The sequence below is a fragment of the Thiorhodococcus fuscus genome, assembly GCF_042682685.1.
Taxonomy (GTDB): Bacteria; Pseudomonadota; Gammaproteobacteria; order Chromatiales; family Chromatiaceae; genus Imhoffiella; species Imhoffiella fuscus.
This window is the reverse complement of the sequence record NZ_JBHUHX010000026.1, coordinates 1-24,935: the sequence shown is the minus strand read 5'-3', so window position 1 is coordinate 24,935 and position 24,935 is coordinate 1. Positions and strand designations below refer to the sequence as shown.

The 24,935-nt window shown below is 64.0% G+C and carries 23 protein-coding genes; 6 read left to right on the top strand and 17 right to left on the bottom strand.

What is annotated here, in order from left to right:
- Positions 1–14 precede the first annotated feature (14 nt).
- The 5 genes from ACFSJC_RS11355 to nfsA all read left to right on the top strand — a co-directional run bounded on the left by ACFSJC_RS11355 (position 15) and on the right by nfsA (position 6,402).
- Positions 15–1,589, top strand: a complete 1,575-nt coding sequence (locus ACFSJC_RS11355) for an NADH-quinone oxidoreductase subunit M (protein ID WP_386026730.1) — start codon at positions 15–17, stop codon at positions 1,587–1,589.
- A 231-nt stretch (positions 1,590–1,820) separates the two neighbouring features.
- Positions 1,821–3,260, top strand: coding sequence for an NADH-quinone oxidoreductase subunit NuoN (gene nuoN / locus ACFSJC_RS11350; protein ID WP_386026728.1), 1,440 nt, complete (start codon positions 1,821–1,823; stop codon positions 3,258–3,260).
- A 178-nt stretch (positions 3,261–3,438) separates the two neighbouring features.
- Positions 3,439–4,314, top strand: coding sequence for a 4-hydroxy-tetrahydrodipicolinate synthase (gene dapA / locus ACFSJC_RS11345; protein WP_386026726.1), 876 nt, complete (start codon positions 3,439–3,441; stop codon positions 4,312–4,314).
- Between the two features lie 29 nt (positions 4,315–4,343).
- Entirely contained in the window at positions 4,344–5,561 is a 1,218-nt protein-coding gene (gene bamC / locus ACFSJC_RS11340) for an outer membrane protein assembly factor BamC (RefSeq protein ID WP_386026724.1), read from the top strand.
- An 88-nt stretch (positions 5,562–5,649) separates the two neighbouring features.
- Positions 5,650–6,402 (top strand): oxygen-insensitive NADPH nitroreductase, encoded by a 753-nt coding sequence (gene nfsA / locus ACFSJC_RS11335; RefSeq protein ID WP_386026722.1) that lies wholly within the window; start codon positions 5,650–5,652, stop codon positions 6,400–6,402.
- Between the two features lie 21 nt (positions 6,403–6,423).
- Here the strand turns inward: nfsA and ACFSJC_RS11330 are convergent, their stop codons facing one another.
- From ACFSJC_RS11330 to ACFSJC_RS11305, 6 genes are all read right to left on the bottom strand, one after another.
- Complete coding sequence (locus tag ACFSJC_RS11330) at positions 6,424–7,068, bottom strand: LutC/YkgG family protein (protein ID WP_386026720.1); 645 nt, start codon at positions 7,066–7,068, stop codon at positions 6,424–6,426.
- Positions 7,061–8,458, bottom strand: a complete 1,398-nt coding sequence (locus ACFSJC_RS11325; protein WP_386026718.1) for a LutB/LldF family L-lactate oxidation iron-sulfur protein — start codon at positions 8,456–8,458, stop codon at positions 7,061–7,063. The genes ACFSJC_RS11330 and ACFSJC_RS11325 overlap by 8 nt, the downstream gene beginning before the upstream one ends.
- Entirely contained in the window at positions 8,451–9,191 is a 741-nt protein-coding gene (locus ACFSJC_RS11320) for a (Fe-S)-binding protein (protein ID WP_386026716.1), read from the bottom strand. Before ACFSJC_RS11320 ends, ACFSJC_RS11325 begins: the two co-directional genes overlap by 8 nt.
- A gap of 130 nt (positions 9,192–9,321) precedes the next feature.
- Positions 9,322–11,637, bottom strand: coding sequence for a hydrogenase maturation protease (locus ACFSJC_RS11315; RefSeq protein ID WP_386026714.1), 2,316 nt, complete (start codon positions 11,635–11,637; stop codon positions 9,322–9,324).
- A complete protein-coding gene (locus tag ACFSJC_RS11310; RefSeq protein WP_386026712.1) occupies positions 11,630–13,147 on the bottom strand; it encodes a nickel-dependent hydrogenase large subunit in 1,518 nt (505 codons plus the stop codon). The genes ACFSJC_RS11315 and ACFSJC_RS11310 overlap by 8 nt, the downstream gene beginning before the upstream one ends.
- Before the next feature lie 4 nt (positions 13,148–13,151).
- Positions 13,152–14,087 carry an NADH-quinone oxidoreductase subunit B family protein gene (locus ACFSJC_RS11305; protein ID WP_386026710.1) on the bottom strand — a complete coding sequence of 312 codons (936 nt, stop codon included), beginning with the start codon at positions 14,085–14,087 and terminating at the stop codon, positions 13,152–13,154.
- A gap of 307 nt (positions 14,088–14,394) precedes the next feature.
- Here ACFSJC_RS11305 and petA point away from each other — a divergent pair, with 307 nt between their 5' ends.
- Entirely contained in the window at positions 14,395–14,988 is a 594-nt protein-coding gene (gene petA, locus ACFSJC_RS11300; protein ID WP_386026708.1) for a ubiquinol-cytochrome c reductase iron-sulfur subunit, read from the top strand.
- A 9-nt stretch (positions 14,989–14,997) separates the two neighbouring features.
- Here petA and ACFSJC_RS11295 read toward each other — a convergent pair whose 3' ends face one another.
- The 11 genes from ACFSJC_RS11295 to nifE form a co-directional block, all read right to left on the bottom strand.
- Positions 14,998–15,636, bottom strand: coding sequence for a flavin prenyltransferase UbiX (locus ACFSJC_RS11295; RefSeq protein ID WP_386026706.1), 639 nt, complete (start codon positions 15,634–15,636; stop codon positions 14,998–15,000).
- 12 nt (positions 15,637–15,648) lie between these two features.
- Positions 15,649–17,016 (bottom strand): UDP-N-acetylmuramate:L-alanyl-gamma-D-glutamyl-meso-diaminopimelate ligase, encoded by a 1,368-nt coding sequence (gene mpl, locus ACFSJC_RS11290; protein ID WP_386026704.1) that lies wholly within the window; start codon positions 17,014–17,016, stop codon positions 15,649–15,651.
- A gap of 58 nt (positions 17,017–17,074) precedes the next feature.
- A complete protein-coding gene (locus tag ACFSJC_RS11285) occupies positions 17,075–17,590 on the bottom strand; it encodes a hypothetical protein (protein ID WP_386026702.1) in 516 nt (171 codons plus the stop codon).
- Positions 17,591–17,684: 94 nt separating this feature from the next.
- Positions 17,685–19,202, bottom strand: coding sequence for an apolipoprotein N-acyltransferase (gene lnt / locus ACFSJC_RS11280; RefSeq protein WP_386026700.1), 1,518 nt, complete (start codon positions 19,200–19,202; stop codon positions 17,685–17,687).
- 162 nt (positions 19,203–19,364) lie between these two features.
- Positions 19,365–19,676, bottom strand: a complete 312-nt coding sequence (gene fdxB / locus ACFSJC_RS11275; protein ID WP_386026698.1) for a ferredoxin III, nif-specific — start codon at positions 19,674–19,676, stop codon at positions 19,365–19,367.
- Between the two features lie 56 nt (positions 19,677–19,732).
- Positions 19,733–19,951 (bottom strand): CCE_0567 family metalloprotein, encoded by a 219-nt coding sequence (locus tag ACFSJC_RS11270; protein ID WP_386026696.1) that lies wholly within the window; start codon positions 19,949–19,951, stop codon positions 19,733–19,735.
- Between the two features lie 100 nt (positions 19,952–20,051).
- Complete coding sequence (locus ACFSJC_RS11265) at positions 20,052–20,525, bottom strand: NifX-associated nitrogen fixation protein (protein ID WP_386026694.1); 474 nt, start codon at positions 20,523–20,525, stop codon at positions 20,052–20,054.
- A 43-nt stretch (positions 20,526–20,568) separates the two neighbouring features.
- Positions 20,569–21,072, bottom strand: coding sequence for a SoxR reducing system RseC family protein (locus ACFSJC_RS11260; protein ID WP_386026692.1), 504 nt, complete (start codon positions 21,070–21,072; stop codon positions 20,569–20,571).
- Positions 21,069–21,500: a NifB/NifX family molybdenum-iron cluster-binding protein gene (locus ACFSJC_RS11255; protein ID WP_386026690.1), complete on the bottom strand. Its 432-nt coding sequence runs from the start codon at positions 21,498–21,500 to the stop codon at positions 21,069–21,071. Before ACFSJC_RS11255 ends, ACFSJC_RS11260 begins: the two co-directional genes overlap by 4 nt.
- Positions 21,501–21,629: 129 nt before the next feature.
- Positions 21,630–23,027, bottom strand: coding sequence for a nitrogenase iron-molybdenum cofactor biosynthesis protein NifN (gene nifN / locus ACFSJC_RS11250; protein ID WP_386026688.1), 1,398 nt, complete (start codon positions 23,025–23,027; stop codon positions 21,630–21,632).
- Positions 23,020–24,492: a nitrogenase iron-molybdenum cofactor biosynthesis protein NifE gene (nifE, locus tag ACFSJC_RS11245; protein ID WP_386026686.1), complete on the bottom strand. Its 1,473-nt coding sequence runs from the start codon at positions 24,490–24,492 to the stop codon at positions 23,020–23,022. The genes nifN and nifE overlap by 8 nt, the downstream gene beginning before the upstream one ends.
- Positions 24,493–24,935: the final 443 nt, after the last annotated feature.

Genomic DNA, 24,935 nt, shown 5'->3' with positions numbered 1-24,935 from the left:
GGAGAAGACCCCGCATGAACGAATTCCCCCTGCTGACGCTGATCATCTGGCTGCCCATCATCGGCGGTCTGGTAGTTCTGGCGAATGGTGAGAAATCCAGGGACATCGCCCGCTGGACGGCCTTGGCCTTCGCCTGTGTCACCTTTCTGGTGAGTCTCGGTCTCTGGACCGGATTCGACGCATCGACGGCACAGATGCAGTTCGTCGAGCGCACGCCCTGGATCCCGACCTTCAACGTCGAATATTTCCTGGGCGTCGACGGCATCTCCATGCCACTGATCGTGCTGACCACCTTCATCACCATCTTCGTGGTGATCGCGGGTTGGGAGGTCATCGCCTACAAGCAGAACCAGTATCTGGCCGCCTTCCTCATCATGGAGGGCGTCATGGTCGGCGTCTTCTCGGCCCTGGACGCGGTGCTCTTCTACGTCTTCTGGGAGGCGATGTTGATCCCGATGTTCATCATCATCGGGGTCTGGGGCGGTCCGAACCGGGTCTATGCGACCATCAAGTTCTTCCTCTATACCTTCTTCGGCTCGGTCTTCATGCTGATCGCGCTGATCTACATGTACTTCCAGTCGGGCAGCTTCAGCATCCTGGACTTCCACTCGTTGCAGCTCGGCATGACGGCGCAGATCCTGATCTTCATCGCCTTCCTGCTGGCCTTCGCGGTCAAGGTGCCCATGTTCCCGGTGCACACCTGGCTGCCCGACGCGCACGTCGAGGCGCCGACCGGGGGGTCGGTGATCCTGGCGGCCATCATGCTGAAGATCGGCGGCTACGGCTTCCTGCGCTTCTCGCTGCCGATCACGCCGGACGCCAGCGCCTCGCTCGACTGGCTCATCATCGCCCTGTCCCTGATCGCCATCGTCTACATCGGCTTCGTGGCGCTGGTCCAGCAGGACATGAAGAAGCTGATCGCCTATTCGTCCATCGCCCATATGGGCTTCGTGACCCTGGGCTTCTTCATCGTCTTCACGATTCTCGCCAATCCCGCCGTCTCCAGCGGTTCGGTCATGGGCATCGAGGGCGGCATGGTGCAGATGATCTCGCACGGATTCATCTCGGGCGCGCTCTTCCTCTGCGTCGGCGTGCTTTACGACCGCGTCCATTCGCGCGAGATCGCCGACTACGGCGGCGTCATCAACACCATGCCCTGGTTCGGCGCCTTCATGGTCTTCTTCGCCATGGCCAACGCCGGTCTGCCCGGGACCTCCGGCTTCGTCGGCGAGTTCATGGTCATCCTGGCGACCTTCCGGGCGGATTTCTGGTGGTCCTTCCTGGCCGCCACGACCCTGATTCTGGCCGCCGCCTTCACGCTCTGGATGGTCAAGCGCGTGGTCTTCGGCGAGGTCAAGAACGAAAAGGTCGCCGCACTGGCGGATCTGGACGTCCGCGAGCGCATCAATCTGGGCGTGCTGGCCGCCGCCGTGCTGGCATTGGGCCTGTGGCCCGCGCCGCTGATGAACGTCATGCATGCCACGGTCGAGAACCTGGTGGCCCAGGTCAGTGTTTGTAAACTGCCCGAGGCCGAGCGCGGCGAGTGCCTGCTGACGCGGCCCGAGGCGGTCGCCGCAGTCGCTCCCTGAGGGGCGGAATAGACACGGTGAACCGGATGTCTCGGGATCGATGGAAGGATGCGCGAGGCGATGTCTAGGCTGATGTCGCTCGCCAGGTCGTTAGCGGGGAATTCGGGGGCTGCGTGTTTCCCGAACGCGCATCCTTCGGGTTCTGGCGTATCCTGTTAATCCCGTTTATTTACAACAAGTCAAGGATTCGGCCGGAGCTGCCGAAGCCGCATCGAGAGCTTGGAATCGACTATGCCATTCGACGCCGCCAATCTACTGCCCGTCCTGCCCGAGATCGCCGTCCTCGTGACCGCGTGTCTGGTGTTGGTTCTGGACCTCTTTCTCAAGGAGCGGGACAAGGGGCTGAATCACAGTCTGTCGCTCCTGGGGCTTGTGGTCGCCTTGCTCCTGACCGGCGCCGTCGGTGGCGGCGAGCCCGAGCGTCTGTTCGACGGCAATCTGGTCCGCGATGCCATGAGCGATCTGCTCAAGGGTGCGATCCTCATCGTCAGCATGCTGGCCTTCGTCTATGCGCGTCCCTGGCTCAAAGATCGCGGCCTGCTGTCCAGCGAGTTCTATGCGCTCGGGTTGCTCGCCATTGTCGGCATGCTGGTCATGGTGTCCGCCAACAGCTTCCTCACGCTCTATCTGGGCCTTGAGCTTCAGGCCCTGGCCCTCTATGCCCTGGTCGCCTTCGAGCGCGACTCGCAGCGCGGGGCCGAGGCGGCGATGAAGTATTTTGTGCTCGGTGCCCTGGGCTCGGGCATGCTGCTCTACGGCGTCTCCATGATCTATGGCGCGACCGGCACGATCGAACTGGGTCCGGTCGCCCAGGCCATCGCCGAGCAGGGCATGTCGAACACGGTGCTCGTGTTCGGTGTCGTCTTTCTGGTGATCGGTATCGGCTTCAAGTTCGGCGCCGTGCCTTTTCATATGTGGGTGCCGGACATCTACGAAGGCGCGCCGACACCGGCCGTGCTGATCCTGGGGAGCGCGCCCAAGATTGCGGCCTTCGCACTGGCGGTGCGCATGCTGGTCGACGCTATGCAGGGTCTGCACTCGGACTGGCAGGACATGCTGGTCATCCTCTCGGTGCTGTCGCTCGGACTCGGCAACCTGGTCGCCATCGCCCAGTCCAACATCAAGCGCATGCTCGCCTACTCGACCATCTCGCATGTGGGCTTCATCTTTTTGGGCCTGCTGGCGGGCTCGGATCAGGGCAACGCCGCCGCCATGTTCTACTCCATCGTCTACGCGGTCATGTCGGCTGGCGCCTTCGGCATTCTGATCATCCTGAGCCGGGCCGGTTTCGACGCCGAGCGTCTGGAGGATCTCAAGGGACTGAACGACCGGGATTCCTGGTACGCGGCCATGATGGCTCTCATCATGTTCTCCATGGCCGGCGTGCCGCCAACGGTCGGATTCATGGCCAAGCTGCTGGTGCTGGAGGCCGTGGTGAGGATCGATATGGTCTGGCTGGCCCTGGTCGCGGTCTTCTTCTCCATCATCGGCGCCTTCTACTATCTGCGCGTCGTGAAGTTCATCTACTTCGACAAACCCGCCGAGAATGCGCCGGCACTCGTGACGACCAGTGGCGTGCGCGTGGCCATGAGCCTCAACGGTCTCGCGTTGCTGGCGCTGGGGCTCTTCCCGGCGGCACTTCTGACGCTTTGCCAGTCCGCCTTCGTCTGATTCGGTCGATAGGGTTGGGGTAGATCGGATGGCCGCATCGGCGCCGATCCGCCTCATTCCAATATGCCTCTCCTCGGGGCCGTCGCGGGTCCCGGTCGTCCCCTTGGTTGTGTCCAGATGGTCGCGCAAGCTACCATGGCGGCTTATCCCCTTTTGCGTTCGTTAGTGGAGTTCGAGCATGTTTCGCGGCAGCATCGTTGCGCTTATAACGCCTATGCACCCGGATGGAGGTGTCGATGACGCGTGCCTGAAACGTCTCGTCGATTTCCACATTGCGGAAGGGACGGCCGCGATCGTCGCCGTCGGCACGACCGGCGAGTCGGCGACCTTGGACGAAGCGGAGCATTGCTCCGTCATCGCCCGTACGGTCGCGTTCGCCGCCGGTCGCGTTCCGGTCATCGCCGGAACCGGGGCCAATTCGACCACCGAGGCCATCACCCTGACGCGCTGCGCCAAGGAGGCCGGGGCCGACGCAGCGCTCTTGGTCACCCCCTATTACAACAAGCCCACGCAGGAAGGACTCTATCTGCATCACAAGGCTGTGGCCGAAGCCGTGGACATTCCGCAGATCCTCTACAATGTCCCAGGCCGTACCGCCTGCGATATGCAGCCCGAAACGGTCATTCGGCTGGCTCGGATCGACAACATCGTCGGAGTCAAGGAGGCCTCGGGCGATCTGGCTCGTGTGGCGCATTTGCGCGAGGGGTGCGGCGATGGTTTCGCGCTCTACAGTGGCGACGATGCGACCGGCTGCGAGTTCATCTTGCAGGGCGGCGACGGGGTTATCTCGGTGACCGCGAATATCGCGCCACGCAAGATGCAGGCGATGTGCGAGGCGGCACTTGCTGGCGATCGCGCTGGGGCCGAGCGGGTCAATCGGGATCTGGATCCGCTGCATCATGAACTTTTCGTACAATCCAACCCCATTCCCGTCAAATGGGCCGCCGCCGAGATGGGGCTCTGTCCGAGCGGCATTCGTCTGCCCTTGACCTGGCTTTCCGAGGAATACCATGCCCGTGTCCGCGATGCGATGGAGCGGGCGGGCCTCTGTTGAGGCCGCCCTGCGATCGGGAGCTTTCCAGAATGATCGATTCGAATGAGAGGTCCCTTGCCGTGAGGCCCGATTCCAGATTCGTTGGTGCGCTGGCCATTCTCTTTTTGGTGTCGCTGTTCCAGGGGTGCTCGACCGACCTCAAGGATGCGGTTCCCGACCAGCGTCTCGTTTATAAGAAACAGCGCGAGGCCACGGAGAATCTTGAAGTTCCGCCAGACCTTACGTCCGGTACCTTCGATGATGCGCTGGATATCCCCGGTAGCGCGGGCGAGCCGACCACCTTCTCGGAATATGCCGGCGGTCGCGAGCGTCGCCAGCAGGTAGCCTCTCGCGGCGATGTATTGCCGACGACGCAAAATGTCCAGTTGGAGCGCAGCGGCAACGAGCGCTGGCTCCAGGTTCAGGGGTCGCCTGGACAGGTCTGGCCGCAGGTGGTCGCTTTCTGGCGCCAACAGGGCATTCTGCTGGTCGAGCAGGATCCGACGGTCGGCATCATGCGTACCGACTGGCTCGATAACCGCGCCGAGATCCGCAAGGATTTCGTCACCCGTATGATGAGCAAGGTGGTCGAGGGGGTCTATTCGACCTCGACCCGCGACCAGTACAGCCTGCGCATCGAGGAAGGCACCAAACCGGGAACCACCGACATCCATCTCTCGCATCGCGGAATGACCGAGAAGCTGGTGACCAACGCCATCGGCGATGGCAGCCGCACCATTTGGGAACCGAGCGGAACCAACACCGAGAAGGAGGCCGAGATGCTGCGGCGTCTGATGGTCTTCCTGGGCGCGCCCCAGAGCGCGGCGTCCAAGGTGTCCTCATCGGGGTCCTCATCGGGACCGGCGTCCCAGCCGTCTCTGGCCCGTCTGGCCACCGAGGAGGGGCGGCCCGTCCTCGTCGTTTCTCAAGAATTCCGTCGTGCCTGGCGTATAACCGGAACGGCGCTCGATCGAGCCGGCTTCGCGGTCGAAGATCGCGATCAGACGGGCGGCCTCTATTACGTCCGCTACGGTGGAGAAGATGCCGCTGCACCGATGGTCGGGGAGGAGGACAAGCCAGGTTTCTTCTCTCGTATGGCCTTCTGGCGCAAAAAGGACAAGGGTCTCGACGAGGTGCGTCAATATCAGATCAAGGTCGCGGGCAATGATAGCGAGTCGCGCGTGACTGTGCTCGACGCCAAGGGCGCTCCGGCCAGCTCCGAGGTTGCGAGCCGCATTCTGACTCTGCTGCAGCCTCGAATGCGCTGATTCCCTGCGGAGCCGTGTCGGTCGGGCACGGCTCCCTATCCTCAGCCGCGTGAGGAAGTCCTCCAACCCACACGGAGTTCCACCGCGAATGCCGCTCTCCTCCGAATTCTCGCCGGTTATCGCCCAGCAGTTGATGCACCGCTCGATTCGGGCCTTCACGCCGGAGTCCATCCCGTCCAGAACGCTCGATCTTCTGATCCAGGCCGGTCAGTCGGCGGCCTCGTCCAATTTCATTCAGGCCTATTCTGTGATTCGGGTGACCCGACCGGAGACGCGCTCGGCCGTGGCGACGCTCGCCGGTGGACAGCATTGGATCGAGCGGGCGGCCGAGTTCCTGGTCTTCTGCGCCGATCTCAGACGCGCGGACGCCGCCTGTCGAGCCCATGGATTGGGTGAAATCGAGGGCTATTCCGAGCATGGTCTGACGGCGGTCATCGATACCGCGCTCATGGCTCAGAATCTTCTGCTCGCCGCCGAATCCCTGGGGTTGGGCGGCGTCTTCATCGGGGCCATCCGCAACGATCCAGTGCAGGTCTCCGAATTGCTCGAGCTTCCCGAGCTGGTCACGCCGCTGTTCGGTCTCTGTCTCGGCTGGCCGGCGGACGACCCTCAGGTCAAGCCGCGTCTGCCGTCCGACATGGTGCTTCACCAGGACGTCTACCGCGACCCATCCCCTCAAACGCTGGCCGACTACGACGCGCGGATGGCCGATTACTATGCCGCGCGCTCGACCAACCGCCGATCGGGCGACTGGTCCAGCACCACCGCCGGAGCCCTTCAGGGCAAGAAACGCGAATGGCTGCTGGACTTCATGCGGCGGCGCGGATTCTTTCGGCGCTGATTCGAGCCGACAGCCGTGTCCTCATGATCTGATCATCACCACGAGCCTCGCCGGTCCATGCACCCCGTAGGCGAGGGTTTGCTCGATGTCGGCCGATTTGGACGGACCCGAGATGAGCAGGACGTTGGCCGGCAGTCCATTCGACCAGCCTTCGTCCGCCATGAGTCCGTGCAGGGTCGAGCGGATGCGGTCGGCCTCGATCAGGACGCAATGGATGGGCGGGACCAACGAGAGCAGTCTCGGCTCGGCCGAATCCGGCCAGAGCACCAGCGATCCGGTCTCGGCGATCCCGGCGCGGGCGCTGGTAAAGGCCGCATCGGTCTCGGCGAATAGCGTCTTGCGGCAGTCCTCGATCGGTTGGCTGTGCCGAACGAGTTCGGGCCCATTGGCAGGCCATCCGGCGACGAGTTCCTTGGCAAGACGACCCTCGGGGCCGAAGCGCAGATTCTTGACGCCGCTCTCGCCGAGATGGTCGGCGAGTTGCTCCGGCCAGCGCTGATCGACACGCAGCACCTCGGCGCGCACGGCCTGGAGCTGGCGCTCGAAGCGGTCGACGCACTCGGTCCGGTCCCAGTCGAATGTCCTCACCCCGATCTCCGGTCCAGTCTTTTTCGCGCGGCCTGACTGGCGTAGTCGGTCGAGAATGCGTGTGCGTGATTCAGTCATCGGAGAACCCCTCCCGGCGGGCCAGTTTGTGCAGCGAGACCGGCGCCAGGCGTGGGCCGGTGCGGCTGCGGTTCCATGCCCCGAGCCGACCGCTCAGGATCGCGCGTAATGCGATTGTGATGCCGGTGAGACGCCGAAAGAGCCAGGGGCTGGCGTTCGTCTTGCCCCAGAGACGCCAGATGCGATGTTCCAGCCTTGCCCCGATCGAGCCTGTCGATTCGGACTCCTGAACCTGTTCATGACGCAAGCGGTTGAGCAGTTGCGGGATGGGGATGCGCACCGGGCAGACCTGAGCGCAGGCGCCGCACAGGGTCGATGCCTGGGCGAGTTCGCCCAAACGGTCGAGACCATGAAGCTGCGGTTCCAGGATGGCGCCGATCGGTCCTGGATAGACGGTTCCGTAGCCCTGCCCGCCGATGCGTGTATAGACGGGACAATGATTCATGCAGGCCCCGCAGCGGATGCAGCGCAGCGTGGCGCGCAGTTCGGGATCGGCATGGATGCGCGAGCGTCCGTTGTCGAGCAGGATCAGATGCACCTCGCGCGGGCCGTCCAGCGCGTCCGCTTTGCGCGGTCCGCTGATGAGATTGACGTAGGTGGTGATCGACTGCCCGGTGGCGCTGCGCGGCAGGAGCGTCAGCAAGGGCGCTAGATGTTCCAGTCGGGCGATGACCTTCTCGATGCCGGTGACGGCGATGTGGACATCCGGCGCTGTGGTGCTCATGCGTCCGTTGCCCTCGTTCTCGATCAGACAGAGCGTTCCGGTCTCGGCGACGGCGAAGTTGACCCCGGAGAGTCCGATCCGGGTGTCGCGGAAGCGCTCGCGCATCACCCGACGGGCGAGGGCGGTCAGGCGCTCGATGTCCTCGCTGTAGGGCTCGTCGGGAAAGTGCCGACGAAAGAGTTCGGCGATCTCTTTTCGGTCCTTGTGCACGGCGGGGGCCACGATGTGCGAGGGCGGTTCCTGGGCGAGCTGGATGATGAGTTCGCCGAGGTCCGTCTCGATCGGCTCGATACCCTGATCGAGCAGGAAGGCGTTCAGTCCCATCTCCTCCGAGACCATCGACTTGCCTTTGAGGATGGCCCGTCCATCGTGCCGGCGCATGATGTCGAGGACGGTGGCGTTGGCCGTGTCGGCATCCTCCGCCCAATGGACCTGGATCCCGTTGGCGGTGCAGCGTTCCTCCAGCCGTTCCAGCAGCTCGGGGAGGTTGTCCAGCGCGTGATCGCGAATCGCCTGTCCCTGATCGCGCAGCCGTTCCAGCTCATCCAAATCGGGAAAGGCCGTGCGGCGCTTGAGCATGAGCCCGTCCATGGCGCGGCGGATGTTGGCGCGTGCCCGCCCGCGCGATAGGGAGGCGACGACGCCTTGTCGGAATGGGCTAGTCATGTTGAGTGCGCTCCCAGAGAAATTCCGCGATATGTCGCGTCTCATAGCCGAGCTTCAGATGTCCGGCCGTGCCGCTCAGATTGGTCAGACATCCGCACTCTTGGCTCAGGAGCAGCGGTGCGCCGGTGGCCGCGACGGACCGCGCCTTGTCGCTGGCCATCGCAGCCGAGATTTCGGGTTCCTTGACGGCGAATGTGCCGCCGAAGCCGCAGCATTCCTCGGCATGGTCCGGTTCGACGATGTCGACTCCGGAGAGCTGTTCGAGCAGACGCGCGGCGGCCGGTGCGACCTTCATCTCGCGTCGCGCCGAACAGGATTGATGCAGCGCAACCTTCACCGGTGGCCCGCGATCGGTGAGCCGAACGGCGAGAACCCGATCGAGGAAGTCGCAGAGTTCGACCACCCGATCGGCCAGTCGGCGCGCGCGATCGGCATCCGGGGTGTCGGCGAGCAGGCGCGGGTAATGGACCTTGAACATGCCCGCGCAGGAGGCCGAGGGTATGACGATCGGTTCCTCGCCGGACAGGACGTCCAACTGATGTCTCGCCACGTGTCGTGCCTCTTCGCGCTCTCCGGCGTTATAGGCCGGTTGGCCGCAGCAGGTTTGATCCTGCGGGAAACGCACCCGTACGCCTTCCCGCTCGATCAGCCGCATGCCCGCGAGTCCGGCCGAGGGGAGAACGAGATCGATCAGGCAGGTGCCGAAAAAGAGCACGTGGTCTGGTTTGGTCATAGTGTTCGTTGCGGGGGCGAATCTTTGGGAGGTCGATCAATTTGACTCCGGCCTCGATCGAAGGGCAAGCCTGCTCCGAGATCCGGAGTGCGTCGTGCGATGTTCTCGGGCGACCCGCGACTGATCGCGTTCAGCCGGTCGTGGTGCGTCTGACAGGTTGGCTGTCAATCGGGGGCGGCGCTAGCCATGTGGCCAGCTTGGCATAGAACGCCGAGGGGTCGAGCGGCTTGGAGATGAAATCGTCCATGCCCGCTTGCTCGCACAGTCTGCGGTCGTCGTCGAAGGCGTTGGCCGTCGTGGCGATGATCGGCATGCGGTGGCCTAGGGCGCGGATGCGCCGCGTTGCCTCCAAGCCATCCATGACCGGCATCTGTATGTCCATCAGGATCAGATCGAAATCCTGCCGCTCGAGCGCCGAAAGGGCCTCCGCCCCCTGGTTGGCGAGCGTGACCTCCAGGTCGAGATGGCCCAGTAGCTCCAATGAGACGAGCTGGTTGATCTCATTGTCCTCGACCAGAAGCAGTCGAGTCCCGGCGCGGATCCGATGCTGTTCGTGGTTCGTGCGTTCGACGACCTGTCTCGTGCCGTGCTTCAGCGGTAGCCTGAACCAAAAACGGCTGCCAACCCCAAGCCGGCTTTCGGCCCCGATCGTTCCGCTCATCAGCACGGCGAGTCGCTTGCTGATTGCCAACCCCAGGCCGGTGCCTCCGTATTTGCGGGTGGTTTGGGTCTCGGCCTGTTCGAAGGCGTCGAAGATGCGTTCCAAGGCATCCTCGGCGATGCCTATTCCCGAGTCCTCGACCTCGAAGTAGACGCGGGCCTGCTCCGCGTTCCTGCCCTCCAGCCTGGCGCTCACTCTGACGTGGCCGTGCTCGGTGAAGCGCAGCGCATTGCTGACGAAGTTGATCAGAATCTGGCTGATTCTCAATGTATCGCCCAGCAGCGGCAGGTCGATCAGTTCGGGGTCGATCTCCTGCTCGAATCGGACCTTATCGGAGCGCACGCGTTCGGCCATCATGTTGTCGATCTGATCGAGGATGGTCGGGATGTCGACCGCCGTTTGTTCGATCTGGATCTGCTCGGCCTCGATCTTGGAGAAGTCGAGTATGTCGTTGAGAATAGCGAGAAGATGTTTCGCTGCGCTCAAGATGCGGCCGATCTTTTCCTGCTGCGTGGGGTCTTCCGTCTCCCGCTGAAGGACGTGGGCGAAGCCCAGGATCGCGTTCATGGGGGTGCGGATCTCGTGCGACATGTTCGCCAGAAATGTGCTTTTAGCTCGGTTCGCCATCTCCGCAGACTCTTTGGCAATACGCAGATCCTGGGTTTGGGCGGCGACCAGACTGGCGAGATTGTCTCGGTGCTGGGTTAGCTCTTTCGCCGTCTGTCGTAATTGGCGTTGGTTCTCGCGCAGATCGAATTCGCGGGCCTGGAGCGCGGAGATGTTGGTGGCGACCAGAAGAGCGCCCTCAAGCTTGCCTGAGGAGCTGTGGAGGAGGGTGGCGTTGACCAGGTAGGGGATATCCTGTCCCCCGCCTCTGTGGCGGAATCCGACCTCGACGCTGAGATGACCGCCCCGAAAGCGAATGGCGTCGATCAGCGACGGCCCGCCCGGCAGGTCGGGAGGGAGGTCGTCCAGAAGTCGTGTGCCGTTCTCGGCCAGATAGGACTCCAAGGGTGTGCCGAGCACCTCGGTTCTGGAATGGCCCAGCTCCCGCTCCAGCACGCCATTGACCTTGAGGATGCGACCGTTCTGGTCGAGCAGGACGAAGATTTCGGCCATGGTGTCGATCGCCCGTTCCATGGCGCTGTTGAGCTGGGCGAGTTCCACCGAGCGTTGCCGAAGCTCGTCCTGTTGGGTCTCTTGCTGTTCGATCATGAGATCCAGCGTCTCGGCGCTATGGATCAGCTCTGTTTCCAGCGCCTGGTTGGCTTGACGTAGCACCTCCAGTTCGTCGGTGAGTTCCCGGTCGCCGATCGGTGTCGGGTGATGGATCGGCTGCAGCCAGCGATTGTGAATGAGATGGACGGCTTCGCCGACGGCGGCGGCGACATCGAGCGAGAGACCCGGCGAGAAGGGCGCGCAGTGGTCGATTTCGGCCGCGATGCAGTGGATGGGCGGCAGCTCGCCGTAGGTTGCGCGGGCGGCGGCGATCAGGTGTCCAAGCCCGGCATCGTGGCTGCCGGGGTGTGCGGATTCGAGCGGAATGTCCGAGGCCGAAAGGATTTGGAGCCGACCTGGTCGGTCTCCTTCGAGCGCGTCGATCAGGAGCAGTTCGGGGCAGCCCTCGAAGAGATCCAGCGCGTCGAGCCCACGGGTTCCGCAGTCGATGAGGCGCACCCCGTCCGGCAATTGCTGGCGCCGCAGACTCTGGGCGACCGCAGGTCCGAACCCGTCGTCGCCGTGCAGCGAATTGCCGAAGCAGAGGATGCGGAGTCGGTCAGGCACAGGGGTAGCGTCTTCTGCCGCGTCCGACGAAGTGGACGGTACAGACCAGGCAGGGATCGTGCGATCGCACGATATGGCCCACCTCGACCGGGTCCTCCGGATCCTCGACACGAACCCCGATGAGCGATCGCTCCCAGTGTCCCGGCTGACCGACGCTGTCGCGTGGCGAGGCATTCCATGCGGTTGGCGTGACGATCTGGTATCTGTCGATGACGCCGTTCTCGATCCGCATCCAGTGTCCAAGGGCGCCCCGTGCAGCCTCGACCAGGCCGTAGCTCTCGCCGTCCGGCCAGTCGCGGATGTTCGGATCGACGAAGTGCGGTTCGTCCAGTACCTCCTTGAGCGTGGTGAGCGTTTCTCTCATGGCGCGGATGCTCCAGGCCGCGCGGCGCAGTCGCGCGAATTGGCGCAGCCAGGTGTTGTCGCCCTCCAGCGCCAATAGATCCGCGATCAGCGGGTCTCCGCCGATGCGCAGTTCGGCGAGCGGGCCGGTCTGCACCACCTTGTCATCGTAGCGCGGTGCTTTGGACCAGGTGTAACGTTCGGCCCCCGGCATGTAGTCGGGAATGGTTTCTCCCTGCCAGGGGTGGCGACCGCCGGGATAGTGCTGGAACCAGCTGTGTCGGACGTGCTCATTGATGCGCAATTGATCGAGCGATTCGACCAGGCTCGTGTCGCCGTCATAGAAGCCGGACCGAAAACCGCCGTGGCGACCGTCGGGTAGTGGATTCACGCCGTAGCTGATCAGATGCCCGGTGCCGCACCCGAGCTGGTGCAGTCCGACCGAGCGCGCAAAGCGGCAGAATAGCCCGAGTGCGGCGTTTGCGACGGTCGGCGATGCCTCCAGCCACAGGAAGAAGTCCTCAGCCCGTTCGATGGCCAGCCAGCGGTCGAGGTCGTCCCCCAGGACGCAGGTTTCCATCCAGTCGCGCGTCCTCGACACCAGGTCCTGGGCCTCGATCAGCCGGGTGCCATTGGCCGGCAGGGTGACGCCGCCCGGGATCATGAAGCTCGAATGCGGCCATTGTCCGCCGAAGATTGCAACGACCTCCAGCACGCGTCGCGTGACCTGCAGACATTCACGTGCCACGCGCCCCTTGAAGGGCGTGAATGATGCGGTGATCGCGTCCGCGAGTGGGTGACTGGCGTATCTGGGATGGCAGAAATCGGGTGTGAAGAAGAGAAAGCTCTGGCGCAGATCGCTCTGGAGGTTCTCCGCCATCAGGCAGAGGTTGCGGATATGCGCGGCATGCGTGGAGGGTTGGATGCCGCCGAGCTGTTCGAGCGCGCGGACGGCGGCATAGAGATGGGCGGTTCCGCAGATGCCGCAGACGCGCGGAGTGATGACGAGCGGGTCGCGTGGCGCGCGGCCGATCAGGATCTGCTCGAATCCCCGGTAGAGGGTGCCGATGCAGCGTGCGTCCGCGATGATGTCATCTTCCAGGTCCACCTGGAGTTCTAGGTCGCCCTCAACCCGGTTCAGATCGATGTCAACAGTCACTCGCGCCATCGTTTCAAGGCTCCATTTCGCGGTTGACGATGCGCTCCGGCGCGGCCGCCTTGGCCAGATTCTTGTATGCCATGTACTTGGCGCGCGAGACGCCGAGCGGGAGCATCTTCGGAATGGTGCCGATCTTGGGCGTTTCGAAGAGATCGCGATTCGGTGGAAAGGCGGGGGAGACGCAGCCGAAGCAGGGGACGCCCGCGCGCGTCTTGCTGCTGCGTCCGTTCCATAGATCCAGATTGCAGGGCGCTGGGGTCAATGGCCCGCGGCAGCCGAGGCTGAAGAACATGCAGCCGCGTCCGCCGAGCACATCGTCCTCGGCGTCGTATTCGTGATACTCGTTGCGGGTGCAGCCCTGATGCACCAGGCTGGAGAAGAAGGGGGCGGGGCGATTCAGCTCGTCCAACGGAATTGGCGTTCCTTCGAGCAGCATCGCGAGCACCTTGGTCATGGTGTTCGGATGGGCTGGGCAGCCCGCGACATTGATGACGGGTTGTCCGCTTCGGCTGCGCCAATCCGCGCCTAGCAGACCGCCAGGGGTCGCTTGCATGAACTGGATTCCGGTGCAGTCTGTCGGGTTCGGTGGTGCGGCATGCACGCCACCGAAAGCCGCGCAGGTGCCCATGGCGACGACAGCGCCGGCGATCCCGGCCAATTCGCGCACGATCTCGATCTTGGGACGCGATCGCCAGGTATCGTAGAGACCGCTGCCGGCGGGGCCGGTCATGAGGCTGCCCTCAATGCAGAGGATATCGAGCGCTTCCCGTCCGCTGGTCACGGCATCCAGCACGGACCCGAAACGGGTTTCGGCGGTCAGCGACGGGTGCCAGAGCAACCGCGCTCCGGCATGCTCCAGCAGGCTTTCGAGACTGGGTCGTTCCGCGCACAGCAGCGTCATCGAATCGCCGCTACAGGCACCGGTTTGCATCCACACCAGATTTGCCATGGGTTCTCCCGTTGCTAGCCTGGACCCTGAAGGTCTTCGAGATTGACATTGTTATAATCGAAGAATGCGCTTCCTGCTGTGATGGGCAAATCGAATCTGATCGATCGCGGCCGATCGGGCATCGGATCTCGGGCATGGTTTCGCGCATTATTACGATTCACTCCGATTGATAAATGTCTGGGTATTTTGGTTGGTTTCTGGCGGAGAATGCCTCTCAACAGCGACGCAAGGTCGCAGATTCAACCATGACCCAAGCGGCCGAAGCAGTCGCTCGGTTGGCGTATCTGCTTCGGTCAGGAGTGAATCCATGAACACAGAGGTTGAGAACAGGGGAAGGCGACGTCTGTTGGTCGCCGCAACCAGTCTGATCGGTGCCGTCGGAGCCGGTTACGCCTTGGTGCCGTTCGTCCAATCCATGAATCCGAGCGCACGGGCTAGGGCTGCCGGTGCTCCGGTCGAGGCCGATATCGGCAAGCTGGAGCCGGGTGCGCTGCTGCGCGTCAAATGGCGAGGCAAGCCGGTGTGGGTCGTCCACCGCACGCCCGCGATGCTGGCGGCGCTGCCGAGCAACGATCCCAGACTGGTGGACCCGGAGTCCAGCGTGCCGCAGCAGCCGAGCTACTGTCAGAATCCGACCCGGTCGATCAAGCCGGAGTATCTGGTGGCGATCGGTATCTGCACCCATTTGGGGTGTTCGCCGACCTATCGACCCGAGGTCGCCCCCGACGATCTGGGCGCCGACTGGAAGGGGGGCTTTTTCTGCCCCTGTCACGGGTCGCGCTTCGACCTGGCCGCGCGTGTCTTCAAGGGCGTCCCGGCCCCGACCAATCTGGTCATCCCGAAGTACGCCTTTCTGAGCGATACCACCATCCTGATCGGTGAGGATCGCGAAGCGGCCTGATGACTCAGTCTAGGCGTCCCCAGGTGGCGTCTCACTCCCCCAAGGCCGCATGAGTTGGTGCGGCACCCTCAGATGATCCAGAACGCGGGCCACCATGAAATCCACGATGGCCTCGATACTGGTCGGCTTGTGATAGAAGCCTGGACTGGCCGGCATGATGATCGCGCCAGCCTGGGTGAGTCGAAGCATGTTTTCGAGATGGATGCTGCTGAAGGGGGTCTCCCGGACCACCAGCAGCAGCGGCCGGCGTTCCTTGAGTGCGACGTCGGCGGCGCGCTCGATCAGTGAGGAGGAGAGCCCGGCGGCGACGCGTCCCAGCGTGCCCGAGGTACAGGGACAGATGACCATGGCGTCGGGTGGATTGCTGCCGCTCGCGACCGGGGCGGTCCATTCCTGGCGTCCGAAGACCCGGATGGAGCCGGGTTGGGGGCCGAAATGGTCGAGGAAGAAAGCCTCGGCCTCGCTCGGGCGCGAGGGGATTTCCAGGTCGGCCTCCATCTTGAGCACGACCTGTGCGGCCTGGGAGATCAGCAGATCGACCTGGACGCCCGAGGCCGCCAGACATTGGATCAGGCGCAAACCGTATTGAGCGCCTGAGGCGCCGGTGATGGCGACCGTGACCCTGTTGGGCTGGCGCGGATCTCTCATCGATGGTAGCGCTTAGGTGTTGGCCGGTTGGCCCTGCAGGGCATCCAGGAGTCGCTGGTGGATGCCGCCGAATCCCCCGTTGCTCATCACCAGGATCTGGTCGCCCGGACGGCTCTCGGCGGCGATGCGTTCGACCGTTGCCTCGATCGAATCCAACACGGTTACGCGTGCCTGCTGCTCGGCGAAGACAGCGGCCGCGTCCCAGCCCAGATCCGGCGGCGCATAGAGAAAGACCTGATCGGCCTCGGCGAGCGAGGCTGCAAGCTCCTTGTTGTGGATTCCCAGCCGCATGGTGTTCGAGCGCGGTTCGAGCACGGCCAGGATGCGCTGCTCGCCAACCTGACGGCGCAGACCGTCGAGCGTGGTGGCGATGGCGGTCGGGTGATGCGCGAAGTCGTCGAAGATTCGAATGCCCCTGACCTCGCCGCACAGTTCCATGCGGCGCTTGACCCCTTGGAAGCGTCCCAGCGCATCGATCGCCGTTTCGGGCGGGACGCCGGCATGCCGCGCGGCCGCGATGACCGCGAGCGCGTTCTGGACGTTGTGCAGACCCGTTTGTTGCCAGGCGAGGGTTCCGATCTCCTCGCCCTTGAACAGCACCTGGAACTCGGATCCGTCGGCCTGGGTGAGTTCGGCGCTCCAGTCGCCGTCCGGTCCGAATGATTCGCGCGGCGTCCAGCAGCCCATGCTCAGCACCTGATCCAGTGGAGCCGAGCGGCCCGGATGCAGAATCAGCCCGCTGCCCGGAACCGTGCGCACCAGATGATGGAACTGACGCTGGATCTGCGACAGATCGTCGAAGATGTCGGCGTGATCGAACTCCAGATTGTTGAGGATCAGGGTCCGGGGGCCGTAATGGACGAACTTGGATCGCTTGTCGAAGAAGGCGGTGTCGTACTCGTCCGCCTCGACCACGAAGAAGGGTTCGGACCCGAGTCGGGCCGAGAGACCGAAATCGAGCGGGACGCCACCGATCAGGAAGCCGGGCTGTAGCCCCGCATCCTCCAGCACCCAGGCCAGCATGCTGGAGGTGGTGGTCTTGCCGTGGGTCCCGGCGACGGCGAGTACCCAGCGGTCGCGCAGCAGGTTGTCGCGCAGCCATTGTGGGCCGGAGCAGTAGCGCAGGTCGCGGTCGAGCATGGCCTCAATGGCCGGGATGCCGCGCTTCATGGCGTTGCCGACCACCACCACGTCCGGAGCCGGATCCAGATGGGAGGCGTCGTAGCCCTCCATGAGCCGGATGCCGGCGGCCTCCAGTTGGGTGCTCATCGGTGGATAGACGTTGGCATCCGAGCCCGTGACCTGATGGCCTTGCTCACGCGCCAGCAGAGCGATTCCGCCCATGAAGGTGCCGCAGATTCCGAGGATATGAAGATGCATGTCTGGACCTTTACGAGAACCAGTGGGATTCGTGTCTGGGCGGAACGGGCCGAGAACCTCAGGCGCCGCCGAAGAGGCTGGTCACGAGGGTGACGGCGAAGATTTCGAAGGCGATGGCGATGGCTGCGCCCTGGCCGAGTGTGATGCTGAAGCTGTGGCGCAGGATATGTCCGGTGACCACGATCCCCCAGATGACCAGGCCCAGAAGCAGGAAGGCGCCGAGGGTGGCCAGGTCGGTCGTCTCGCTTCCGGTGGGGTTGAGGCTGAGCGGGATGAGTGCGATCAGTCCCAGCAGTGTGCCGCTGCCGAGCAGGGCGGTGCCGGATTGGACGAAGCGCTGGGCGAGCCGAAGCTGTTTGAGGGCCAGATAGAGCGCCGTCAGCATCAGCACCACCTCGACCAGGCTCTGGAGGAAGCCCTCTATCCAGCTCAGTCCGGCGGTCATGCCGACCAAGACCCCGACGATGAGGTCGGTGCCGAGCACCATGGCGAAGAGCACCTCGGAGGCTGGAAGGTCCTGCGGCGGGCGGCGGAGCAAGCAGAGTTCGATGAAGAACGTGATCAGGGCCTGCACGAATAGATCCTACACCGGCGAAAGGAGGGGCAATGATAACCGCCCACGCCCGGAAAGGGACAATCCGCGTTGCGTTTCACGGTTCGGCGGTCGCTCATTCGGCTTTCGGGCTGGCGCGGCGGGATCGCGCGACGGCGATGCCGAGCATCGCCAGGGCGAGTCCGAGCGCGAGCTGGTTGTGCAGCTGCGCGAAGGGCGTCATGCCTTGGCGTGGCTGGATCTCGGCGCTCGTGGCGCCACGGATGAACGAGGGCAGGGTCGCGGTGAGTCGTCCACGGTGGTCGATGATGGCCGAGACGCCGGTGTTGGTGGCGCGTACCAGATCGCGTCCGTTCTCCAAGGCGCGCATACGCGCCATCTCCAGGTGTTGGTGGGGTGCGAGCGAGTCGCCGAACCAGGCGTCGTTGCTGACGTTGATCAGGTACTCGGCCTCGGGCAATGCCTCGACCACCTCGCTGGGGAAGGCGTCTTCGTAGCAGATCGAGACCCCGACCTGATACCGGCCCACGGTGAGCAAGGGGCGCTCCGCGTCGCCGGGGCTGAAGTCCGACATGGGGACCTCGAAGAGTTCGACCAGCGGGCCGAGCCAGCCCTTGAAGGGCATGAACTCCCCGAAGGGAACCAGATGGCGCTTGGCGTAGAGATCCTCATGGCTGCCGATGCTGATGAGTCCGTTGTAGTAACGCCTCGTCTCCACATTCAGAACCGGGATGCCGAGCACGATCTCGGCGCCCTCGTCGCGGGCGCGCTTGGCCAGTGGATCGATGAGGGGGGCGCGGAGCTGATGCAGGAAATCCGGGAGCGCGGTCTCTGGCCAGACGATGAGATCCGAGTCCAGGTGATCGCGGGTGAGTTCCAGATAGGCCTGGGCGATCGCCACGCCGCCTTCGGGCGTCCATTTCATGGACTGCGGAATATTGGCCTGCAGGACGCTGACCTTGAGCGGCGGTCCGTTCGGGCGGGTCCACTCCACCTGTTGCAGCCCGGCGCCGCCGAACCAGATGGCGGCGAGCGCTGCGCCGGCCAGGGCGCGCGCCCGACCGGACCAGCGCACCAGAGCCCAGAGCAGCCCGCTCGACAGTGCGGCGAGCAAGGTGAGTCCATAGACTCCCATGATCGGGGCATAGCCGGCGAGCGGTCCGTCGATTTGTGTGTAGCCGAGGTTGAGCCAGGGGAAGCCGGTGAAGAGCCAGCCCCGCAGCCACTCGGTCAGGAGGTAGATGGAGGGGAAGAGCAGGACAGGGGCGGTCCAGTTCCGGGTGAGGTCCAGTCGTCGAATCAGCCAGCCGGCCAGACCGTAATAGAGCGCCATCAACGCGATGAAGAGCGCGGTAAGCAGTTGCGCGATCCAGGCGTCCATGTTGCCGAATTCGTTCAGGCTGATGCGGATCCAGAAGACCCCGAACCCGAAGAGTCCGACCCCGAACAGCCAGCCGCGCCAGAAGCCCTGTCGTGGCGAGCACTCGATCAGTTGGTCGTAGAAGAGCGCCAGGCTCAGGACGGCGATGGGGAACCAGTTGAAGGGTGCGAATCCCAGGACCGTGAGCGCACCGCTCGCCAGCGCGATCGAGGCGGGCCATAGATGGCCGAAACGCTGAAATAGGGAGGGCATGGAGTCTGTCGACCGAGGCTTGTGTGGAAGCGGGGGCGTTTCTAGCAGCCTTGGGCGTGTGGGTCAACTTAGCTTCCAGCTTCCAGCGATCAGCCGTCAGCGGCTGGCCGCTGGCCCGAGCCGCCCTGGCGGGGCGGGACTCGGGTGCGGACAACGCCGGGATCAGGCGGCTGCGGCCGAGGGCTCGTGGGTCAGGCAGCCCTTCGGACAGACGCGCGAACAGGCCTCGCAGCCGATGCAGTCGAGCGTGTCTTTCAGGTTCATGACCATGCCCGGGGCCTCGTCATCGAAATCGTCGTCCATGTCCTCGAAATCGTCGTCGTCGAGATCTTCGCGGTCGATCAGCTCGAAGACGTTGCGCGGGCAGACCTTGTAGCACCGGCCGCAGCCGATGCATTTGCCCTGGTTGAGTGCGATGACGAATGAGGGCGTCCACTCGACGCCGCCCCGGGTGATACCTGTGATGACGGACATGTCTGTACTCCGAATGCGACGCCCCGGCGCCGCCTGAGAGGGTTGATGGAAAGGGGTCAGTTGGATGCCGCAGCCTGAGCGGCGGCGAGTTGAGCGGCCGCCTCGGCCCATGCCTTGCACGCGTCGTAGGTCGTCTGCGCGATGACCGGGATTTCCTCATAGGCGCCCGGCAAGCGGTCCTCGACCAGGTCGTGCAGCTCGCCGGCCTTTTCGGAGGCGATGCGTTTGGCCTTTTTGACGGACTTTTCGAGGTCTTTGAGTTCTTCGGGTGTCATGGTTGGCGTTCCCTAGGCGAATGTAGAGCGAGGGTCGGGATGCGGAGCGCGCCCGATCTGCTCGACCGAGCGGGCTCGCGGCTCGATCTGGAGGCGCTGCTCAGAGTCCGGCGACCTTGGAGTGGTTGCCGATGAGCTCCAGCGCGACCGAGAGGATCTTGTCGGCCTCGTCTTTCATCTTGGACAGGCTGGGGAAACCGAAGCGGTGCACGTCGCGCACCGTGCGGTCCATGACCACCAGCTTGCCGACGGTGATGAGCGCGCGGCCGAATCCCTCGTGGGTGAGGTTGACCAGAGGCACGGCCATCAGGCCGCATTCGGACTCGATCATGGCCGAGATGGCGTTGTAGAAAACCTTGACGCGCGCGACCACGAGCTCGTCCGGGTCGCCGATGATGGGGATCTCGCGCTTCTTCTCCTTGGTCAGGATGAAGGGCTCGAGGATCTCCATGGTGGACATCGAGTCGTAGTGCCCATAGGGGTCGATGGCGCGCATCTGGCGCACCATTTCAACGACGAATGCGGACTCTAGGAGTCCTTCGTTTTCGGCGCTCGCCGTAGCGGTCTCGGTCATGATGGATGCCTCGAAATGGATGTTGAAGCCGTATCGTTCGCGGTCAAGCGGTGAAATGCTTGTGATCGTGCAAGGTGCTGCCTCGGGTCAGGCTCGCGAGCGAGACCTGGCTGCCAGGGCCGTCGCGTCGGACCAGCTCGGGTCGGTAGCGCGCCTGTCCCGTCGCCCCGCCGGTGAGCAGGCGAGCCAGCAACAGACCCAGCGCCAGTCCGGCGATGCCGGACAGCGCGACCATGCCTTCGCTGAGCTGGACGTGCGTCGCCACGGCGGAGGCGCCGATCAGCGCGATCAGCGGGAGCATGTAGGCGATCAGGGCCGCGCGGTTCAGGGTCGCGTCGGCGATGCCGATGACCACCTGCTCGCCGGTCTGCAGCCCGATAGGGTCGATGATCTTGAGCCGGTTGCGGGTCTGGCGGAACAATCGGGCCAGGACCGACGTGCCGCAGCTCGCCGAGCTTGCGCACTGGGTGCAGGACGAGCGGCGCTGGGTCTCGACCCAGGCGAAGCCGTCGCCGACCTCGACTACGGTGGCGCGCTCCTCGATCATTCGCTCCACCCCTCCGACTCCATCGCGTCGAAACGGTTGGCGCGATCGGGGTTCTGGTTCTCGATGGCGCGGGCGAGCCAGGCGCGCGGCCCATCGCGCATCTCGGTCTGGAGCGAGCAGATGGCATGGCTCAGCGGCGTGCCGGGCGTGACCTTGACCGGTTGGATGCCCTTGGGGCGCAACTGGTTGACCGCCGAGGCGCCGATCGCCTGGCAATAGATGGCGATGCACCCTTCGAGCGCGTCGATCTTGGAGGCCAGCTTGTCCTCGTTGCCATCCATGCTCAGTTGGCCGAACTGCACCACCTCGACCAGATCGGCCGCCTCTTCGTCCACCGAGTAGATGGCGAACGCCTCCGCTGCGCCGAAGTGCTGGTCGATGTGCTTCATGTCGGAGGTCGCAAAGGCCACCTTGACCACTGTACCCATGGGTTTTGCCTCGCTACAGCAATTCAGAATTCTCAGTCGTCGTTCCATTTGGTTTGGGGCTCCAGTCCTCCTATGAGTGGCGCGGCGCGAGCGCATCGGGCCGATGGATTTCGCCGCGCTCTACCCATCCTACGCGGCGTGTTTCACGTCGGCATGGCGTTCGTCGTCCGGCCATTGTTTGAGCCGAGAGCGATAGGGATGGATCTCGCCCTTCTCCAGGGTCAGCAGGATGTTGGCCAGCTCGAAGAGTGTGGCTCGCGTCCCCTGGTAGCCGATCCAGGTGCGGGTATAGCCGCCGAGCTGGTCGTACTGCGGAAAACCGGCCCGCAGCAGCGGGATGCCCAGCCGCGCGGAGGTATGGACGCCGTGCGAATTGGTGATGAGCACCTCGGCGCCACGTGCGCGCGCGGCGATCTCCAGATCCTCCAGATCGCCGATCTTGACCTGATCGCAGACGGCCCTTTCCAGTGCCGGTGCGTTGGTCGGAGCGACTGCGACCACCGTCTCGGCGCCGACGCCGGCGAGCATCTGGGTCAGTCCGACCAGAAGGTCCGGATCCGCAGCGATGGCGAAGCGGGACATGCCGAGCATGAAATGGCTGTCGAGCATGGCGTCCTGAAGCTGGGCGCGCTGGCGCTCGATCTTGGCCGGAACCGGCACGGCGGCCAGCTCGGCCAGGGTCGAGATCAGCGCATCGACGGCGTCGATCCCCATGAGATGGGCGAATCGATGATCCGGGACCCCGGTACGCGCCTTGAGCGCGTCGGCCGGCGCATCCATGGACGCGCCGATCACCAGTGTCGCCAAGGCGTCGCCCACCGTGGCCAGCTCGCTGACGAGCGCGCCGCCGATGGTGAGCGGACTGAAGTCGGTCTCCGGCAGATGTCCGTCGAGCGAGTCGGACAGGTCGGGCAGCACCACTGGACGCAGATCGAACGCCTCGATCAGATCCTTGAGATGCTCCAGGTCGCCCGGAGTCAGATGGGATCCGGCCAGCACGTTGATCTGGCGGCGGCGCTGTCCCGGCTGAGTACCCGCCTCGGCGGCGGTCGGGACTAGGGACTCGATGATCGCCTTGGTCGCATCGGCGTAACCGGACTCCATGGATCCGACGAAATCGGGCGTCGAGACCGGCACGACCGGAATCCGGTCGAACTCGGGGTGGACCTTGCGGAAGGCGCGCACCGCCATGTGGATGTCGGCGCCCTGGGTCTCGACCAGACCTGTGGTCGGAAGCCCGATCATGTCGGGGGTGTTCTTCTCGCACAGGGTCTTGAGCCCCTCGATCACCAGATCCTGGCTGCCCATGACGGCGCTGACCTGATCGATGGCGGTCGTCTGCAGGGGGATGGGCTCGCGGAAATGACGCACGAACAAGATCTTGCCGAAGGCGGTGCAGCCCTGCGAGCCGTGCAGCATGGGGATGGTGCGACGGAAGCCGAGGAAGGCGAGCGCGGCACCGACGGTCGAGCTGGCCTTGAGCGGGTTGACCGAAAGGGCCTTTTTGCGTTTGACGATCTCAGGCATGGCTGTTGGCCTCCACGGCGATGGGCTCGACCGCTGGGGTGTCGTCCGTGATCGACGTGTTCGCGGCGCCCGGAGCCGCCGTAGGCTGCGTCTGCGCCCAGGGCGCGGGGCGACGCACCGCCTCCCAGATCGGACTCTCGACGGTCAGGCAGAGCTGTTTGGCCAGTTCGAGCATGCCCACGTACCCGGCATAGCCGAATTCGCGCTCCTGGTTGATGTCGAGGAAGGGGATACGCGCCTTGAGCGCCGTGTAGAGGTTGCGTCCGCCGGCGATCAGGATGTCGACGTCATTGTCGCGCACCATGTCGATGAGCTTGCGCGGGTTGCCCTCGTCGATCATCACCGCATCCTCGCCCATGAGTTCGCGGATGCGCGCCTTGTCTTCTTCGGTCGACTTGCGGGTGCCGGTGGCGACTACGGTCATGCCGAGATCCTGAAGCGCCGAGATCACCGACCAGGACTTCACGCCGCCGGTATAGAGCAGCACTTTGCGGCCTTTGAGTCGGGCGCGCCAGGGTTCGAGCGCCTCGTGGATGCGGGCCTCTTCGCGGGCGATCAGCGCCTCGGTGCGATCGGTCAGGTCGGGGTCATCGATCAGACGGGCGAAGTCGCGCAGCGACTGCGAGACGTCTTGCACCCCGTAGAAGCTGCCCTCGAACCAGGGCGTGCCGAAAGCATCTTTGAGCTTGCGGGCGACATTCACCATGGCCTTGGAGCAGACCATCATGTTCGCCTCGGAGCGGTGCATGGTCTGCACCTCACGGAAGCGGGCGTCGCCGGACAGGGTGCAGAGCACGCGCAGACCGAGCTCGTCGAACAGCGGCATGACGTGCCAGAGCTCGCCAGCGATGTTGTATTCCCCGATCAGACAGATGTCGTGGACCTTGAATCCTTCCCTTTCGATCCCTTCAGGAACCGGATCCGGTTCGCGTCTGCCGCAGACGTAACGCACCATGGATTCGCCCGCGATGCGATTGCCCAGATTCTTGGTGCCGTAGAAGCCGGCCGCATCGACCGGAACCACCGGCGTGCCCCAACGCTTCTCGGCCTCTTTGCAGACCGAATCCACGTCGTCGCCGATCAGGGCCGGGACGCAGGTGTTGTAGACGAAGACGGCCGCCGGATGATAGCTGTCGATCACCTGTTTGATGGAGTGGAAGAGCCGCTTCTCGCCGCGCCCCATGATGATGTCCTGCTCGGTCAGGTCGGTCGTCATGCCGATCTTGAACAGCGTGGGGCCGGTGGAGCGGGTGCCTCGGTTGTCCCAGGAATTGCCGGCGCAGGCGATGGATCCATGCACGATATGGGCGACATCTGCGATCGGCAGCAGCGCGATCTGTGCCCCGTCGAAAGTACAGCCGCCCGCCGTAGCTCCCGGTTTGGGCTTGGCGCAACCGGACTTTTCCTTCTTGTTGTGGGCGCAGGCCGGCTCGTCGAGCAGGGCGGAGATGTCTTTCTGCTTCATGCAAGGCTCCAAGGCGTTTGCTATGGATGCGATCATGCAGAGCTCGTGCCAATAGCTTGCGGCTTGTTTTGGAAGGGAAAACGTTCAAGAAACGGGTGTCGCTTTCCCTACAATCGGATGGATTGCAGGAACCGCGACAAACGCGGTCCGTTTCTGTTGGCTTTGTGACGGCGGCCAGCCGCCAGCCGCCAGCCGGTTGTGTGCGCTGGTGATCTGGAAAATCGGCAGAATAAGGTGGGTTCAGCGGTGTTCAGCGCTCAATCGATGCCGATCATCGTTCCCTGGTGACGAAGCTTCCGCTTCGTCACCTGCTCCTCGAAGCTCTGCTTCGCGAGTCAATGCATAGTCTCGACGTTGGCTATTTTGGCAGCTGTTCAGAGGGTGTTTACAAAATCATGTCGTTAACCGCCGAGCCAGGATTCGCGCTTCGGCGAGCCAAACCC